At 69.7% G+C, this 16,175-nt stretch carries 14 protein-coding genes; 2 read left to right on the top strand and 12 right to left on the bottom strand.

All coding sequences use genetic code 11. From position 1 onward, the window contains the following. Positions 1 to 7 precede the first annotated feature (7 nt). The 12 genes from AC1M14_RS14085 to AC1M14_RS14030 all read right to left on the bottom strand — a co-directional run bounded on the left by AC1M14_RS14085 (position 8) and on the right by AC1M14_RS14030 (position 14,436). Positions 8 to 826, bottom strand: a complete 819-nt coding sequence (locus tag AC1M14_RS14085; RefSeq protein ID WP_479729846.1) for an ABC transporter ATP-binding protein — start codon at positions 824 to 826, stop codon at positions 8 to 10. Further along, positions 823 to 1,857, bottom strand: a complete 1,035-nt coding sequence (locus AC1M14_RS14080) for a FecCD family ABC transporter permease (protein WP_479729845.1) — start codon at positions 1,855 to 1,857, stop codon at positions 823 to 825. Before AC1M14_RS14080 ends, AC1M14_RS14085 begins: the two co-directional genes overlap by 4 nt. Beyond that, complete coding sequence (locus AC1M14_RS14075; RefSeq protein WP_246842380.1) at positions 1,854 to 2,855, bottom strand: FecCD family ABC transporter permease; 1,002 nt, start codon at positions 2,853 to 2,855, stop codon at positions 1,854 to 1,856. Before AC1M14_RS14075 ends, AC1M14_RS14080 begins: the two co-directional genes overlap by 4 nt. After that, positions 2,852 to 3,886, bottom strand: a complete 1,035-nt coding sequence (locus AC1M14_RS14070) for an ABC transporter substrate-binding protein (RefSeq protein ID WP_479729844.1) — start codon at positions 3,884 to 3,886, stop codon at positions 2,852 to 2,854. Before AC1M14_RS14070 ends, AC1M14_RS14075 begins: the two co-directional genes overlap by 4 nt. 29 nt (positions 3,887 to 3,915) lie before the next feature. After that, positions 3,916 to 6,117, bottom strand: a complete 2,202-nt coding sequence (fauA, locus tag AC1M14_RS14065; RefSeq protein ID WP_479729843.1) for a TonB-dependent alcaligin siderophore receptor FauA — start codon at positions 6,115 to 6,117, stop codon at positions 3,916 to 3,918. Positions 6,118 to 6,221: 104 nt separating this feature from the next. Next, on the bottom strand, positions 6,222 to 7,445 hold the full coding sequence (locus tag AC1M14_RS14060) for a multidrug effflux MFS transporter (RefSeq protein WP_479731805.1): 1,224 nt from the start codon (positions 7,443 to 7,445) through the stop codon (positions 6,222 to 6,224). Positions 7,446 to 7,576: 131 nt separating this feature from the next. Next, complete coding sequence (locus AC1M14_RS14055; protein WP_102771813.1) at positions 7,577 to 8,491, bottom strand: helix-turn-helix transcriptional regulator; 915 nt, start codon at positions 8,489 to 8,491, stop codon at positions 7,577 to 7,579. Positions 8,492 to 8,637: 146 nt separating this feature from the next. Continuing rightward, the gene (locus AC1M14_RS14050) at positions 8,638 to 9,804 is read right to left on the bottom strand and encodes an aromatic ring-hydroxylating oxygenase subunit alpha (RefSeq protein WP_479729842.1); all 1,167 of its coding nucleotides are present in this window, start codon (positions 9,802 to 9,804) and stop codon (positions 8,638 to 8,640) included. A 40-nt stretch (positions 9,805 to 9,844) separates the two neighbouring features. After that, a complete protein-coding gene (locus AC1M14_RS14045) occupies positions 9,845 to 10,594 on the bottom strand; it encodes a siderophore ferric iron reductase (protein ID WP_479729841.1) in 750 nt (249 codons plus the stop codon). After that, positions 10,591 to 12,444 (bottom strand): IucA/IucC family protein, encoded by a 1,854-nt coding sequence (locus AC1M14_RS14040; RefSeq protein WP_479729840.1) that lies wholly within the window; start codon positions 12,442 to 12,444, stop codon positions 10,591 to 10,593. Before AC1M14_RS14040 ends, AC1M14_RS14045 begins: the two co-directional genes overlap by 4 nt. Then, the gene (locus AC1M14_RS14035; protein ID WP_102771090.1) at positions 12,441 to 13,046 is read right to left on the bottom strand and encodes a GNAT family N-acetyltransferase; all 606 of its coding nucleotides are present in this window, start codon (positions 13,044 to 13,046) and stop codon (positions 12,441 to 12,443) included. Before AC1M14_RS14035 ends, AC1M14_RS14040 begins: the two co-directional genes overlap by 4 nt. A gap of 22 nt (positions 13,047 to 13,068) precedes the next feature. Beyond that, entirely contained in the window at positions 13,069 to 14,436 is a 1,368-nt protein-coding gene (locus AC1M14_RS14030) for a lysine N(6)-hydroxylase/L-ornithine N(5)-oxygenase family protein (RefSeq protein ID WP_102771091.1), read from the bottom strand. 318 nt (positions 14,437 to 14,754) lie between these two features. Here AC1M14_RS14030 and AC1M14_RS14025 point away from each other — a divergent pair, with 318 nt between their 5' ends. Together AC1M14_RS14025 and AC1M14_RS14020 are read left to right on the top strand one after the other, a co-directional pair. Further along, on the top strand, positions 14,755 to 15,369 hold the full coding sequence (locus AC1M14_RS14025) for an ABC transporter ATP-binding protein (RefSeq protein ID WP_102771814.1): 615 nt from the start codon (positions 14,755 to 14,757) through the stop codon (positions 15,367 to 15,369). Next, the gene (locus tag AC1M14_RS14020) at positions 15,360 to 16,154 is read left to right on the top strand and encodes an ABC transporter permease (RefSeq protein ID WP_111825196.1); all 795 of its coding nucleotides are present in this window, start codon (positions 15,360 to 15,362) and stop codon (positions 16,152 to 16,154) included. Before AC1M14_RS14025 ends, AC1M14_RS14020 begins: the two co-directional genes overlap by 10 nt. The last annotated feature ends 21 nt before the right edge of the window (positions 16,155 to 16,175 follow it).

Here is a 16,175-nt window from a genome sequence, read left to right as displayed (position 1 = left end):
TGCCGATTCAGCCCCGGCCGGCGCGCCGGGGCACGATCATGGGGCTGCCGGTCTCCGGGTCCGGCGCCACCCGGCACTCCAGGTCGAAGACCTGCCGTATCGAATCTTCCGTCACCGCGCTGCGTACCTCGCCGTGCGCCGCCACGCGCCCGGCCCGCATCATGACGACCCGGTCGGCGTAGCGGAACGCCAGGTTCAGGTCGTGCAGCACCGCCACCAGTGTGCGCCCGTCGCGGTGCAGCCGCGCGCACAGCTCCAGCAGGTCGATCTGGTGGCGGATGTCCAGGTAGGTCGTGGGCTCGTCCAGCAGCATGATGCCGGCGTCCTGCGCCAGCACCAGCGCCAGCCATGCACGCTGGCGCTGTCCGCCGGACAGCGTATGCACGGGGTGGTCGGCCAGCTCCGCCAGGTCGGTGTCGGCCAGCGCCGCGTCCACCGCGCGGGCGTCGTCCGCCGACCATTGCCGCAGCAGGCTCTGGTGCGGGTAGCGGCCGCGCGCCACCAGCTCGCGCACGCTGATCATTTCCGGCGCGATGGGGTTCTGCGGCAGGTAGGCCAGCCGCCGGGCCACCGGCTTGCGCCGCAGCGCCGCCAGATCGGCGCCGTCCAGCAGCGCCTGCCCGCGGGTGGGCGCCAACGCGCCGCCCAGCACCCGCAGCAGCGTGGATTTGCCGCAACCGTTCGGGCCCACTACCGCGGTGAAGGCGCCGGCTGCGATCGTCAGCGACAGCGACTCCAGCACCTGCCGCTCACCATAGGCCAGGCTGACCCGGCGTAGTTCGAGCGCGGGCGCGCCGGGGTTGCGGTCGAGGGGATCAGGGTTCATGCGGAAGTCTTGCGCCATTCGAGCACCAGCAGAAAAGCCAGATAAACGCCGCCGATGCCGGCGGTCAGCACGCCCGCCGGCAGGCCGCCGGGACCGGCGGCGCGGGCCAGCAGGTCGGCCCCCGCCAGCAGCACGGCGCCGGTCAGGGCGGACAGCAGCGGCTGCGGTCCGCTGGCGCGGGCGCAGCGGCGGGCGATCTGCGGCGCGGCCAGCGCGATGAAGGCCACCGGGCCGGCCACCGTGACCGCCGCGGCCGCGGCCAGCACCGCCACCAGCGTGGCCGCCAGCCGGCTGCGGTCGGGCCGCGCGCCCAGCGCCTGGGCCAGGTCGTCGCCCATTTCCAGCAGGCGCAGCCGGGCGCACAGCGCCAGCGCCGGCGGCAGCAGCGCGGCGCAGGCCGCGCCGATCAGCGCGACGTCGCCCCAGGTCTTGCCGGCCAGGCTGCCGTTGAGCCAGGCGGCCGCCACATAGGCCTGCTCGCGCCGCAGGCTGGACAGGCCGAACTGCACGAAGGCGAAGGCCAGCGCGCCCACGGCGATGCCGGCGATGACCATACGCCTCGGCGCGGCGAAGCCGGCGCCGGAGCCGAACCAGACGCCCAGCGTGGCCGCCAGCGCGCCGGCCGCCGCGCCCCAGGCCACCGGCATCACGCCGGGCCAGATCATGGTCGCCGCCACGGCGCCGGCGGCCGCGCCGGCCGTCAGCCCGATCACGTCGGGGCTGCCCAGCGGGTTGCGGGTCAGGCTCTGGAACAGCGCGCCGGACAGGCCCAGCGCCGCGCCCGCGCCCAGCGCCGCCAGCGCGCGCGGCAGCCTGACCGCGTGCAGCAGCCATTGCTCCACGCTGCTGCCGCCGCCTTGCAGCGTGCGCCACAAGGCATCCCAGGACAGCAAGGGATCGCCCGCGCGCAGCGACGCCGCCAGCAGCACGCCGGCCAGGATCAGCAGCAGCACGCCGTAGCCCAGCGCGCGCGGCGCCAGCGGCAGGGCCAGCCAATCGCCGGCGCGCAGCACGGCCGCCGGCCGCGTCATGCCGGCTCCCGCCCGCCGCGGCGCAGCGCCGTCAGCAGAAAGGGCGCGCCGATGAACGCCACCACCACGCCGGTCAGCAACTCGGCCGGCGCGCGCAGCAGCCGCGCCAGAATGTCGGCGACCAGCATCAGCAGCGGACCCAGCACGACGCAATAAGCCAGCAGCCAGCGCAGGTCGGAACCGGCCTGGCGGCGCGCGATGTGCGGCACCGCCAGGCCGACGAAGGCGATGGGGCCGGCCGCCGCCGTGGCCGCGGCCGCCAGCACGGCCACGCACAGCAGTCCCAGCGCGCGGTACAGGCCGGCGCGCAGCCCCAGCGCCTGCGCCAGTGCCCGGCCCAGCGCCAGCAGATTCAGCGGCCGGGCCAGCGCCGCGGCCAGCAGCAGGCCGGCGCCGATATAGGGCGCGGCGCGCAGCGCGGTGTCCAGGCCCTGTCCGGCCAGCGAGCCCACGGCCCAGAAGCGGTAGGAATCGAAAAGATCGTCGCGCAGCAGCGCCACGGCCTGCACGTAGGCGAACAGCACGGCGTTGACGGCGGCGCCTGCCAGGATCAGCCGCTCGGGCTGCAGGCCCCGGCCGCCCGCGCCGATCAGATAGACCACGGCGGCGGCGCCCAGCGCGCCGGGCAGGGCGGCCCAGAACGGATGCGGCGGCAGCCCGCCCAGAAGCAGCGCCACGCTCACGATGGAAGCGGCGGCACCCGCGTTCACGCCCAGCAGGCCAGGCTCGGCCAGCGGGTTGCGGGTCAGCGCCTGGATCAGGGCGCCGGCCACGGCCAGCGCCGCGCCGGTCAGTAGGGCCAGCAGGGTCCGCGGCACCCGGGACGCAACCACCAGCGCGGCGTGGCTGTCATCGGGCCGCGTCAATGCCTGCCAGACGGCGCCCGCCGACAGCCCGCGCGAGCCCAGCCACAGGCTGGCCAGCGCGGCCGCGGCCAGCAGCATACAGGCCGCGATCAGCAGCGCCGCGCGGCGCCAATGCGTAGCGGCTGCCGTCACGGGCGGCCCTCGTCGTGTTCGGCCCGGCGCGCGGCCTGCGCCAGTTGCGGGGCCAGCCGGTCCAGCATCCAGGACACCGCCAGCGGCGTGCCGGAAGACGACGCCATCACCAGCGCCGGGTCGCTCAGCGCCACGTAGGCGCCGCGGCGCACCGCCGGAATGGCGGCGTACAGCGGCAGCGCCTCGGTGCGCTCACGCTCCTGGGGCGTGTAGAACCAGCTCACCAGAATGTCGGCGTCGGCCAGCGCGTCGGCATTCTCCAGCCCCAGGTAATGCGCGAAATGCCCGGCGCTGGCGCGCATGTCGCGTACCGACGGGGCCAGCGCCAGCCCCATGGCCCCCAGCGTGTCCACCCGCGGATCGCCGGCGACGTAGACGGTGAAGTTGCCGGTTCCCAGATCGGCGCGCGCATAGGCGAAGGTCTTGCCGGCCAGCTCGGGATAGCGCCGCCCGGCCTGCGCCAGCGTCTCGTGGATGCGGGCCTTCAAGGGGGCGGCGGCGTCCGGCTTGCCCAGGGCCGCCGCGATCAGATCGATCTGCGTGTCCACCGGCGTCAGAAAGGGCTGATCCGGGTAGGCCACCACCGGCACCATCCTGGACAGCTGCGCATAGGCCGCGGGGCTCACGCCGGAAAACGGCGCCAGCACCACGTCCGGGCGCAGCGCGATGATCTTTTCGATGTCCAGTTCGGGATAGACGGTGATGCGTTCGGGCAGCGGCTCGCCGCGGGCCTCGATGGCGGCGCGCACCCAGGGCCAGTAGTGATCGGCGTCCCCGCCCCAGTCGGCCCGGCCCACGCCCACCGGCACCACGCCGAGCGCCAGCGCCAGGTCGTCGGCGCCCAGCCCGAGGGTGACGACGCGCCTGGGCGGGGCGGGGATCACCGCCTGGCCCAGCGCGCTGTCCAGCGTAACGGGAAAGCCGGCTGCGGCGGTTGCGGCATCGGCCGCAGAAGCCGCGGGCGCCTGCGGCGCGCGCTCGCAGGCGGCCAAGCCAAGCACCAGGGCCAGCGCCGCGATAGCCAGATTCAAGAAACGCATCGTGCTGGCCGCCGTCGCCATCAGTATTGCGCGCGCAGCGTCAGCATGACGTTGCGGGGCGCGCCGTACCAGCCCTGGCTGTAGAAGCCGATCTGGTCGTAATACTTTCTGTCGAACACGTTGTTCAGGTTGAGGGTGGCCGAAAGCCGCTTGGAGAAGTCATAGCGGGCCATCAGGTTGACCAGGGCGTAGCTGCCTTGCTGCACGCGCACATTGCCGCGCGGGCTGGGTGCGGACCGGTAGATGCTGCTTTGCCAGTTGACGCCGCCGCCCACGGTCAGGCGGTGCAGGTCGCCCGGCAGGCGGTAGGTGGTGTAGACCTTGAACAGGCTGCGCGGATGCTCGGTGTTGATCGCGTTGCCCTTGGCGTCCCTGGTGGTGAAATGCGTGTAGCTGGCGGCGACGTTCCAGCCGGGCGAGAGCTGGCCGTTGGCCTCCAGATCGAAGCCCTGGACCTTGGCGCCCGAGACGGCGCGATAGGCGGGCGTGCCGGGCATGCCTTCGACGAACTCGTCGGGGATGAGCTGCGCCAGGTTGTCCTGGCGGGTCTGGTACAGCGCCACCGCGGCGTTCAGCAGCCCGTCCAGGTAGGAGCCCTTGAGCCCGATCTCGTAGCTCTTGCCGTCGATGGGGGGCAGGATGGAGCCATCGGGCGAGCGCGCGTTCTGCGGTTGGAAGATCTCGGTGTAGCTGGCGTAGGCGCTATAGGTCTTGTCGATGTCGTAGACCAGGCCGGCATAGGGTGTGAACTGGTTATTGATCTTGTACTCGCGCTTGCTGCCGAAATAGTTCTGCCTGGTTTCCCAGTTGCTCCAGCGCCCGCCCACGATCAGGTGCAGCGGATCGGCCAGCGCTAAACGCCCCACCGCGTAGATACCGGTTTGCTTGACCCGCATGTCGTCGGCGGGCGTCTTGTCGCTGGCCCAGGTAGGTTCGGCGATGCGGTCCTGGCGCCAGTCGAAGTAGCTGCCCAGGTCCGGCGCGGCGCCGGTCATTGCGTAGCGGCCGATGTCGCTGTGGTCGTTCACGCTCATCCAGCCCAGCGCGAGCTCGTGCTTGCGGCCCAGCAGCTGGAACGGGCCGGACAGCGTCAGGTGGATGTCGTCGCGCGAGCGGTCGCCGTCGTAGTTGTTGAACGCGCCGGTCATGCCGGCGCCGGTGACGCGGTCCGGGTAGCCGCCGCGGAACATGTGCTTCAAACGATATTCGCCGCTATTGTGGCTGTAGGCGGCGCGCGCCTTCCAGTCGTTGGCGAAGCGGTGCGCCAGGTCCACGAAGGTGGTGGTGGATTCGACGTCGAAACGGGCCCAGCGCGTGTTGTTGGCAACGGAGCGATTGAAATCGGTGCGCGAGCCGTCGGCGTAGAAGAGCGGAAAGCCGCTGCCGAAGCCGCTGCTCTGGTTGCGCAGGTATTCGAGGCCCACGGTCAGCACGGTGTCCGGGGTCAGGTCGGCGGCGACCGTGCCATAGAAGGTGCGCTTGCGCTTGTCCAGGAAGGTCACGTAGCTGTCGCCCTGATCGTAGGCGGCCACGAAGCGCGAGCGGATGCGGCCGTTTTCGAGGATGGGCACGGACAGGTCGACGTCGCCGCGGACGTGGTTCCAGCTGCCGACGCTGGCGCCGCCGGACAGGGCGAACTCGCGCAGCGGCTTCTTGCGGACGAAGTTCACCGCTGCCGAAGGGTTGCCCGAGCCGGTCATCAGGCCGGTTGCGCCGCGTACGATTTCGACCCGGTCGTAGATGGCGGAGTCCAGATCGGTGGCGCCGTAGTTCCACAGGCTGAGGATGGGGGAATTCAGGCCGTCGAACTGGAAGTTGTCGATGGCGAATCCGCGCGACGAGAAGGACAGGCGGTTGCTGTCGCTGGTGGTGACCGAGATGCCCGGCGCGCTGGCCAGAATGGAACCGGTGTCCTGCAGGCCCTGGTCCTCGATTTCCTGGCGGGTGACCACGCTGACCGACTGCGGCGTTTCGCGCGGCGACAGCGTCATGCCGGTGGCCGTGCTCATGGCTTCGGTGGTGTAGGAGCCGGTGCCTTCGGTGGTGCCGGTGACGCCCTCGCCGCTGACGGTGACCGAGGGGAGTTGCTTCACGTTTTCGGCGGACTGTGCGCCGGCGGCCTGGTGGGCGAGGGCGGAGCAGGCCAGGGCCGCCTTGATGGCGTAGACAAGAGGAGTCGTCCGGCGCGGGCGGGCGGCGGGCGAGGACAGAACGAACAGCATGAGGCGGGCTCCGGCAGAAAGATTTGGTAATGAGAATTGTTGTTTTTTACCGACCCGCCTGGGTATGCCGGACGATGCGATACGTATGCAGAATGCCGCCCTGCTTAGCCTGACTCGGTGTTGACCACGGGCGCTGCGCGGCGGTGCAACCAGGCCCAGCCCGCGGCGCTTGTCGCCACGCATGCCAGCATGCCGGCGGCAAGCTGCAGCGGCCGGCCATAGACCAGCGGCACGCACCAGCCGCTGACTATCGAGAACGTGAGCATCTGCATGAAGCCCAGCACCGAAGCGGCGGTGCCGGACAGGTCCGGCGCCCGCGCCAGGATGCGCAGGGTCATGGCGGGCACCGCCATGGCCAGGCCGCAGGTGTACAGGCCCGGCAGCAGCACCGCCCACGGCAGGCGCGGCGGCGCGGCGCCTGCCATGTACAGCACGAAGGCTAGGCAGCTGGCGCCCATCAGTCCGTAGGCCAGCAGCGTGACGCGGCCGTCGGACCAGCGGCCGGCCTTGCGCGCCGCCAGCAGTGCGCCGGCCATGGCGCCGGCCACCAGCGGCACGAACAGATAGGCGAAATCGGTTTCCGGCAGGCCCAGCACGTTGGCGATGAAGTCGGGCGCCGCGCCGATGAGCAGCCCCTGGGCGGCGAACAGCAGGCTGAACGCCAGGCCCAGCGAGACATAGCGCCGGTCGCGCAGCAAACGCAGATAGTTGGCGCCCAGCGTGCGCCAGGCCAGCGTCTGGCGCCGGCCGGGCGGCAGGGTTTCGGGCAGGCGCCGCGCGCACAGCAGCAAGGCGGCGCCGGCCAGCGCCGCCAGCAGCACGAAGATGGAACGCCAGCCCTGGTGCGCCGCCAGGTAGCCGCCGATGATGGGCGCCAGCGCCGGCGACAGGTTGAACACCAGGATCAGGTAGGACATGGCCCGGCGCGCCACGGCGCCGTCGTAACAGTCGCGGACGATAGCCTGGCCGACCACGATGCCCGCGCCGGCCGACAACCCCTGCACCGCGCGTGCGGCCAGCAGCCAGCCGAAGCTGGGCGCCATTGCCGCCATCAGCGTCCCGCAGAGATAGACCCCCAGCGCTGTTAGCACGATGCGGCGCCGTCCCAGCGAATCCGACAGCGTGCCGTGCAACAGCAGCATGGACGCGTAGCAGGCCATGTAGACGCCCAGCGTGAGCTGCACGGTTTGCGGCGCGACCGCGAACTCCCTGCCGAGCGCGCCGAAGGCGGGCAGATAGGCGTCGATGGTGGCTGGCGCGACGCAGGCCAGCACGCCCAGCATCAGCACCATAGTGGGAAAGGAAGGCAGGGGTTCGGAGCGCGGCACGAGGGCATCCATGGCTGGCGCTTCCCACTGCGGGAAGCTCTGCCCGATGGTCGCCCGCCGCCGTGCCCGCGGGGAATGGAGAATGCCGCAAGAGCAATGAGCGCCGCCGTAAGCCCCGCAAGGCCATGCGCTCAGTTCAGTTCACTGGGGGCGATGCCGTAGCGCTCGCGAAACGCCGTGGCGAAATTGGTGGCGTGCCGGTAGCCGACCAGGTGCGCGGCCTGCTGCACGCTGCAGCCTTGGGCCAGTTGTTCGCGGGCGACCTCAAGCCGGCGCTCGCGCAGCCAGCTGAATACCGAGCGCTGGTAGGCGGCCTGGAACTTGGCGCGCAAGGTGCTGGGACTCATGCAGGCCAGCCGGGCCAGGTCGTCCAGCGTGTGTTCCTCGCCGGGCGCGTCGTGCAGGCGTTCGCGCACGCGTTCGAGCAGTTGGCGGTCGCGCTCGGACAGCGTGCCTTCGGCGGGCGCGCGCTGTTCCAGCGAGGCCAGTGCGTGGGCCAGCAGCTCCATCGCCACGCCTTCGCGCAGCAGGTCTTGCAAGGGAGCGTCCCAGTCGCAGGCCAGCAGGTGTTCGATGGCGTGCAGCAGATGGCCCGGCGCCTGCCAGCGGCGCAGGCGCAGCGCGGGCGTGCGCAGCGCTTTCCAGATGGTTTCGCTGATCCGGTCGTCGGCCGCGCCGTCGGGGGCCGACAGGGACAGGTTGACGCTGCGCAGGCGCTGCCCGGCCGCGTGGGTGCCGGTCATGGCGACGGTGTCGCCGTACAGCGCGCTGATGCCGCTGTGGGCGGCCAGCCTGACGTCGTCATGGCGGTCGAGGCGGGTGCGGGCATGGCCTTGCAACATGACGATGGCGGAAAAGCGCGGGGACATCATCGAGGCAGCCTCGTAGTCCTGGTGCACGCGCACGTCTGAGAGCACCAGCGTCAGGCCGGGCCGGATCTGGTAGGTTTCGACCCGGCCTTCGGCGATGCACAGGGTTTCGGGGCTGGCGCGCAGCCCGCCGCCAGGCTGCGGCAGGCGGTAGCGGAAGCCGTTTTCGCTGCCCATGCGGTCGAAATCGGCCACGGTGAAGCGGACGGGGGAGGGAGCCGGGTTCAAGGTCGTCGCTGGCATTACGGGATGAGCCCATGGGCGGCGCGTCAACCGCCGTTTATCATGAAAATGAGAATAGCACAGATTCGCATCCGCATTGTTCATGGCGCGGCGCAGTCTCCCAATGCATCGCCCATGATGCCGCGATACCAGTCGTGGAAGTGCTGCATGCCGTCCTCCATCGGCGATTGATACGGCCCGCTGTCGGACACGCCGCGGCGCAGCAGCGCCAGGCGGCCGGCGTCCATGCGCTCGCCGATTTCGTCGTCCTCGATCGCGGTTTCCATGTAGGCCGCGCGCTGCGCCTCGACGAAGGGGCGTTCGAACAGGGCGATTTCCTCGGGGTAGTAGAACTCGGCGATGTTAAGGGTTTCTTGCGGCCCTTTCGGGTACAGGGTCGAGAGCACCAGCACGTGGGGGTAGAGCTCGATCATGTGGGTGGGGAAGTACGTCACCCAGATGGCGCCGAAGTCGGGCGCCGAGCCGCTCCGGTAGCGCATCAGCGTGTCGTGCCAGTCGCGGTAGACGTCGGAACCCGGTTTTTCCAGCGCGTCGTGCACGCCGACGCGCTGCAGGCTGTGCCAGTCGCCGAATTCCCAGCTCAGGTCCTCGCAGGTGACGAAGCGGCCCAGCCCGGGGTGAAACGGTCCGACGTGGTAGTCCTCGAGGTAGACCTCGATGAAGGTTTTCCAGTTGTAGTTGCACTGGTGCACCTCGACGTGGTCGAGCACGTAGTCGGAGAAATCGAATTCGGGACGACCGAACAGGCCGCCCAGGTCGCGCAGCGGATCGCGCGGGCCTTCGAACAGCAGGCCGTGGCAGTTCCTGAGCGGAAAGCGCGGCAGATTCAGGCACGGGGTGCTGGGGAACTGCGGCGCGCCGAGCAGATGGCCCTGGTCGTCGTAGGTCCAGCGGTGCAGCGGGCAGACGATGTTGCCGCCGGTGGCCGACAGGTTGCCTGCCGGGTTGCCGGGGCCGGTCACCGCGCCGGTTTCGCCGCCGAGGATCAGCGCCTGGCGGTGGCGGCAGACGTTGGACACCAGCTCCACGCCGCGCGCATTGCGCACCAGCACGCGGCCGCCTTCCTCGTGGGGCAGGCGGCGCCAGTCGCCCGGTTCGGGCACGCCTTTTTCGTGGCCCAGGTACGTGGCGCATTGCTTGAATATGAGTTCCTGTTCGCGGGCGTACAGGGCCTGGTCGAAATAGGCCCGCACGTGCAGCGGGCTGACAGCCTGCTCTACGTGAGCGAGACGGCCGATATCGTTCATGTGCGACTCCTTGTGCCGTGCCGCCCGGGCCGCCGCGCCTTCAGGCGGCTTCGGCGTGCTCGGCGTCGATCCGGGCCATGCGGTCGGCAAGATCCAGTTTGGGGCAGGTGCTGCAGTAGTCGCCGTCGCGCTTGCGGAAGTCATGGCAGCAGACCTGCCGGTCGACGGCGATGCGCGGCAGCGATGCGCGTTCGTAGCTGAGGTAGCCGCTGCGTCCCTGCAGGCCGAGCAGGTCCAGCCACAGGCCGGCCTGGCGCTGGGCCCAGGCGTTGGCGCAGGCGCCGTGGTCGCGGCGCGCGGCCAGGAGGGCCTGCAGCACGCAATCGGCCTGCATGCTTTCGGCGGCGCGCGCGCTGATCCGCAGCGCGCGGCTCAGTTCGCCGTAGAAGCCGGCGCATAGCGTGCGCAGCTGCGCGGCGGCGGTATGGATGCGCTGGCATGGGTCGGCGCGCCAGGGGGCGTGGGGCGGCAGCGTATACCCGATGATGAATCCGTCGTCCGGCACCGGGAGGCTCATGCCGGACAGGTCCGGCACGATGGCGCTGCGGTGCGCCGCGATCACGCTCAGGTATACCGGCTGCCAGATCAGCAGCCCCCAGCAGCGCAGGGCTAGGTAGTGCGGGCCGGCCTCGGGATGCCGCTGGCGCCAGATGTCGCGCAAGCCCGCGATGGCCTGGGCGTTGTCGGCGCCCGGGCGGATGCCCGGGCCGCTGCCGGCCGCGACCTGGCCGGCCAGGCCGGGCACCAGGCGGGCGGTCAGCGCCAGCAGGTCTTCCAGTTCGCGGTTCACGCAAGCGCCCGCGCGGCGTCGGCCGCTTCCTGGTCTAGCCACTGCGGCCGGTAGGGGGCGATCGGGTTGGGCAGGCGCGGCGCCATCTGGAAGCTGCCGATCGGGTCGGCCAGGTTGACCATCTGCAGATTGTTGGCCAACTGCAGGCGATTCAGGCACGAATGGATCATGTCGGGGGCGTACAGGTCGTAGCGGCGGTATTTGTCGAGCCGCTGCGGATGCGCCTGCTGGTAGGCGGCGACGCGGCCGGCCACCAGTTTCCAGAACGCGTCCTCGTGCATCAGGCCGGTATCGGCCAGCACCTGCGAGAGGTGGCGGAAGTAGCCTTCGAACACGTCCACGAAGATGGTGAGCAGCTTGTACTCTTCGGGCACGTCGGCGGCCAGGCGGCGGGCGTTCTCGGGCAGCGCGGCCTGCGGGTCGAGGATGGACGATTCCTCGGCGATGTCTTTCATGAAGGCGCGCACCGGCACGTGGTCTTCGACCACCAGGATCACGTTTTCGCCGTGCGGCATGAAGACCAGGTCATGGGCGTAGAAGCAATGCACCAGCGGCGTGAGATAGGCGTCCACGTAGCGTTCGAGCCAGGCGCCGGTGTTCAGGCCCGAGGCGCGGATCAGCGCGGGCAGCAGCGCTCCGCCTTGCGGGTCGACGTGCAGCAGCGCGGCCATGGTCATGAGGCGCTGGCCGGGACCGATCAGCGCGACGGGGTTTTCGCGCCACAGCGCCGAGAACATCTTCTTGTAGGGCGTGTCGACCGAGATCGCGGCTTCGTAGTAGTAGTTGCGAAAGCCCAGCGAGGCCGCTTCGCGCAGGATGGTGAAGCCGTTTTCGCGCAGCCAGCGATCGGACGCGATCAGCCCGTGTATGTACTCGTTGATGGCCGGGGTGCCGGACATGTAGTAGGGCGACAGCCCGCGCATGAAGCCCATGTTCAGGATGGACAGCGAGGTCTTGACGTAATGCTTGCCGGGCTGGGAGATGTTGAAGAAGGTGCGGATCGATTGCTGCGCCAGGTAGTCGTCGTCGCCGTAGCCGAGGCAGACGATCTTGCGCGCGGCCACGTAGGGCGCGAAGGCCAGGGACAGCTTGTTGAACCACTGCCAGGGATGCGCGGGCATGATGTAGTAGTCGGCCGGGTCCAGGCCCATGTCGCGCAGCGTGTCGCGATGGCGGGCCAGGACGGCGGCGCCCAGTTCGTCGCGCAGCAGGCTGTCGTGGTCCATCGTGGACAGGCACGCGAAATGGGCGTTGTCCTTGTGCACCGCCAGCCACAGCAGCCGGATCGGGCTGGCGCATTCCGGGGCGTAGGCGTGGTAGTCCTCGGCGTCGAAGCCCAGCCGGCCATTGTTGGCGACGAAGCTGGGATGGCCTTCGATCATGGCGGTTTCGATGGTCTGGTAGTCGGCCAGCGCCAGCTCGGCAGCGGGCAGCGCATCGCGGGTGTGCTTGTAGGCGCTGCCGTGCAGCGTGCTGGTGATTTCGTCCAGGTAGATGGGCAGACGGTCTTCGGGCAGGCCCAGTTTGTCGCGGATTTCGATCACGAATTGCAGCGCGTCCAGCGGCGCGGGCGTGCCGGCGACGGTCTTGGAGATGGACTCGGGCGGGATGCGCCAGTGGCGCATGGCCATCATCTGGGCGTCGAAATGGTAGACGGCGTGGCCGTCGGCCAGCGCCAGCCGGTAGCGGTCGAAGCCGGGGGCCTCGGCCGGGCCCAGGCGCTCGGGTTCCAGCAGCCATTCGTGGGCGTATTCGGAGATGGCTTTCCTGAGTAGCAGGCGGTTGACCTTCTGCCAGACGTCGGGCGCGAGGTGGTCGGCGATCCGGGCGGGATGGGGCTGGGTGCTCATAGGGACGACTCCTGGAGTTGGGCCTGTTCAAACTGCCGCCGGGTGCAGAAGGCGATGCTGGCGGTCTTTTCGCGAAAGCGCGCCTGGCCGGCGTAGGTAAAACCCATGGCCAGGTTGAGCGCATGGATCTTGATGTTGTTGCTGTCGGGCTCGACCACCACGCGCCGGGCGTGCAGCCGGTCGAACAGAAAGCGCATGACGAAGGCGAACACCCGGCGGCTGAAGTGAGGGATGCGCACCTCGGGCGGCCCGATAAAGATGTGCATGCCCAGGTCGCCGTGGCATACGGGATAGTGCTCGCCGACCTGGTCGTGGGCGGGGTCGTAGCACTCCAGCAGGAAGGCCGGGCGGTCCTGGTAGCTGCCGAGCCAGGCGGCGGCGTGGCCGCTGTCGGCCAGCGCTTCGTAGAATTCGCGCACCTGCGCCTCGGTGTGCTCCTGCATGGACCAGAAACGGGCATAGTCCATCGAGAACCACTGGCGCAGCAGGGCGGCGTCGGCGGCCGGGTCCAGCGGGCGCAGCGCCAGGCCGGCGCCGTCGTCATAGCGGTTGCGCGCCTGGCGGTCGATGGCGCTGAGGAAGGTGGCGGTCATGATCATCATCGCGGCTCCTTGCGGACTCGGGTCAGACCGAGGCCGCCCGGTGCCCGTCGAGCAGCGGCATCGGGTCGAGCGCCGCCACGCGGTGGCGCAGCATGCCGCCGGCAGGCGGACGGAAGTCCTGCAGCGCGGTGCGGGGCTCGATGGCGTAGTGCTCGTGGCCGGTGAGGTCGCGCAGGATCTGCGAGTTGCGGTAGCAGCAGAAGCCCAGGTCGGGATTGGTGACGCCGTGGCTGAGCAGGCCGCTGTTCTGCACGAAGATTTCGTTGCCGCCGTGGTCGATGGTGTAGTTGCGCGCGACGCGGTAGCCGCCGTGTTCGGTCCAGGCGATGCGGTCGTGGATGGGGTTGACGCACGCGGGGATGCTGCGCGCGTAGCCGGTGGCCAGCACCAGCCCGTCGGTGGCGTGCGAGAACGGCTGCGCGGTATCGACGTGGCGGAATTCCAGCTGGTAGCGCTCGGCGGACCGGTCGTAGCGGCTGGCGCGCAGTTCCGCGTTGGTGAGCAGCGTGTAGCGGCGGTCGCCGTTGTGGATTTTTTCGTCGAGCAGGTCGTAGATCTGGTTGATGAGCGAGGCGTTGATGCCCTTGTACAGGCTGCTTTGCTCGGCCAGGATCTGCCGCCGGCGGGCTTCGGGCAGGTCGTGGAAGTAGTCGGTGTAGTCCGGCGAGATCAGTTCCAGCGTGAGCTTGGTGTTTTCCATCTGGAAGAAGCGCGGCGAGCGCGTGATCCAGGCCAGGCTGTAGCCGTGCGCGTCGCTGTCGCGCAGCAGGTCGTGGAAGACCTCGGCGGCGCTCTGGCCGCTGCCGATCACCGTGATGGAATCCCGGCGTTGCAGCGCGGGCTTGTGGCGCAGATAGTCGGCGCTGTGGATGTAGGGCGCCTCGCGCCGGTCGCAGCACGCCGGCAGCGCCGGCTGCGAGCCCAGCCCCAGCACCAGCTTGCGGCAGCGGAACATGAAGCGTTCGCCGGTGGCGCTGTGCTGGCCGGTGACGAGATAGGTGTTCGTCGCGGGATCGTGCAGGACGCTTTGCACGTCGCTGTTGAAGCGCAGGTTGGGCAGGCGGGCGGCCACCCATTTGCAATAGCGGTTGTACTCGGCGCGCGTCAGGTAGTGGTTTTCGCGCATGTAGTACGAGTAGATGCGGCCGGTCTGCTTGCAGTAGTTGAGATAGCTGTATTCGCTGCGCGGATCGGCCAGGCTGACGAGGTCCGCCAGAAACGGATTCTGCAACGTGGAGGCCTCGATCAGCAGGCCGGGATGCCAGTCGAAGCCCGGCTTTTTGTCGAGGAACAGGGCGCGCACGCCGGGCAGCGGAGCAGACAGGCAGGCCAGGCTGAGATTGAACGGGCCTAGGCCGATGGCGACGAAGTCATAGAGTTCACGGGTCATGTTGGTGCCACCTCTGGGTCTGTGATTCACGGGCGGCGTTCTGCAACGAGCGCCGCGGGACAAGGCCGGGCGCGGCGTCTAATCGGTGGGAACGGGGCGCGGCTGGCGGGGTTGCCGGCCTGTCCACCGCATCGGCGAAGGATTGTCTGCACCGCTGTTGCACGACTCAAGCATCTGCATGGGTATGATTCGCATTTGCAATATATGTACTCTAGCAAATCGTTTTTTGCAGCGTTGGATTGCAAAGAACACATAGGCGGCATCCATATGCAGGGTGGCGAAACGCATAGGGCCGTGTCACGGGTTATGCTTGCCGCCATGTCAGACGAAGCTCCCTTGCTCAGGCTGCGCGGCCTCTACAGCCGCCGCCTGGCGCCCGTCAGCCTGGATCTCGCGGCGGGCGAATGCGCCGCCGTGCTCGGCCCTTCGGGGGCCGGAAAATCATTGCTGTTGCGGCAGATCGCCGATCTGGACCCGGGCCACGGCGAGGCCGAGCTGGGCGGGCGGCGCCGTTCGGGCATGCGTGGCCATGAATGGCGCCGGCAGGTCATGTACTGCCAGGCCGAGGCGGGCTGGTGGGAAGACCGCGTGGCGCCGCATTTCAAGGACCGCGCCCGCGCCGTCGCGATCATGGGCCGGCTTGGCCTGTCCGAGGACAAGCTGGATGCGCTGGTCAACGAGTTGTCCAGCGGCGAACGCCAGCGCCTAGGATTGGTGCGCGCGCTGGCGCTGGACCCGCGCGTGCTGCTGCTGGATGAGCCGACCGCTGCGCTGGACCAGGCCGCTACCGGACGGGTGGAAGAGGAGCTGCGGCGCTACCTGGACGGCGGTGCGGCGATCCTGATGGTCACGCACAGCGCCGAGCAGGCGCGTCGCATGGCGCGCCGCGCCTGGCGCATGGAGCAGGGGAGGCTGGAGGCGCTATGGACGTGATCAAACTGGATACGCTGGATCTGGTCGTCGCGTCTTTGCTGGTGGTGCTGAGCGCCGGGATCTCGTTCGCGCTGCGCGTGAACGTGCAGCGACAGCTGCTGTGGGCGGCGCTGCGCACGGTGGTGCAGCTGCTGCTGGTCGGCCATATTCTGCGCATCGTGTTCGCGCATGCGGCGCCCTGGCTGACCGCGCTGGTGGTGGCGGTGATGATGGCGCTGGCGGCGCGCGAGGTGGCCGCGCGCCCCAAGGCCCGGCTGGTCGGGCATGGCAACGGCTGGGTGGGCGCGGCGGCGGTGGCGGCGACGACCCTCATCACCGTGATGTTCATCCTCAACACCGCGCTGCACCCGGAGCCCTGGTACGACCCGCGCTATGCGATCGCGCTGATCGGCATCGTGCTGGGCAGCGTGCTCAACGCCGCCAGCCTGGCGCTGGATGGAATGCTGTCGGGCGTGCGGCGCGAAAAGCTGGCGATCGAGGCCCGGCTGTCGCTGGGCGCGCCGGCGCGCCAGGCCTTCTCGGCGCTGTTGCGCGAATCGGTGCGGCGCGGCATCGTGCCCAGCATCAACCAGATGTCGGCGGCGGGCATCATCACGCTGCCGGGCATCATGACCGGCCAGATCATCGCCGGCATGGACCCGATAGAGGCCGCGAAGTACCAGATCCTGCTGATGTTCCTGCTGTGCGGCGCCAGCGGCATGGCCGCCATGGGCGCGGCGTATGGAGCCATGCGGCGTCTTACGGACGAGCGCGGACGGCTGCGGCTGGATCGGCTGCAGGCCTGAGGCGCGAAAAAAAAACCGGCA

It is taken from the genome of Achromobacter sp. SX5, assembly GCF_056711425.1.
Note: the sequence above shows the minus strand (reverse complement) of the source record. Positions and strands in the feature narration are given on the sequence as shown.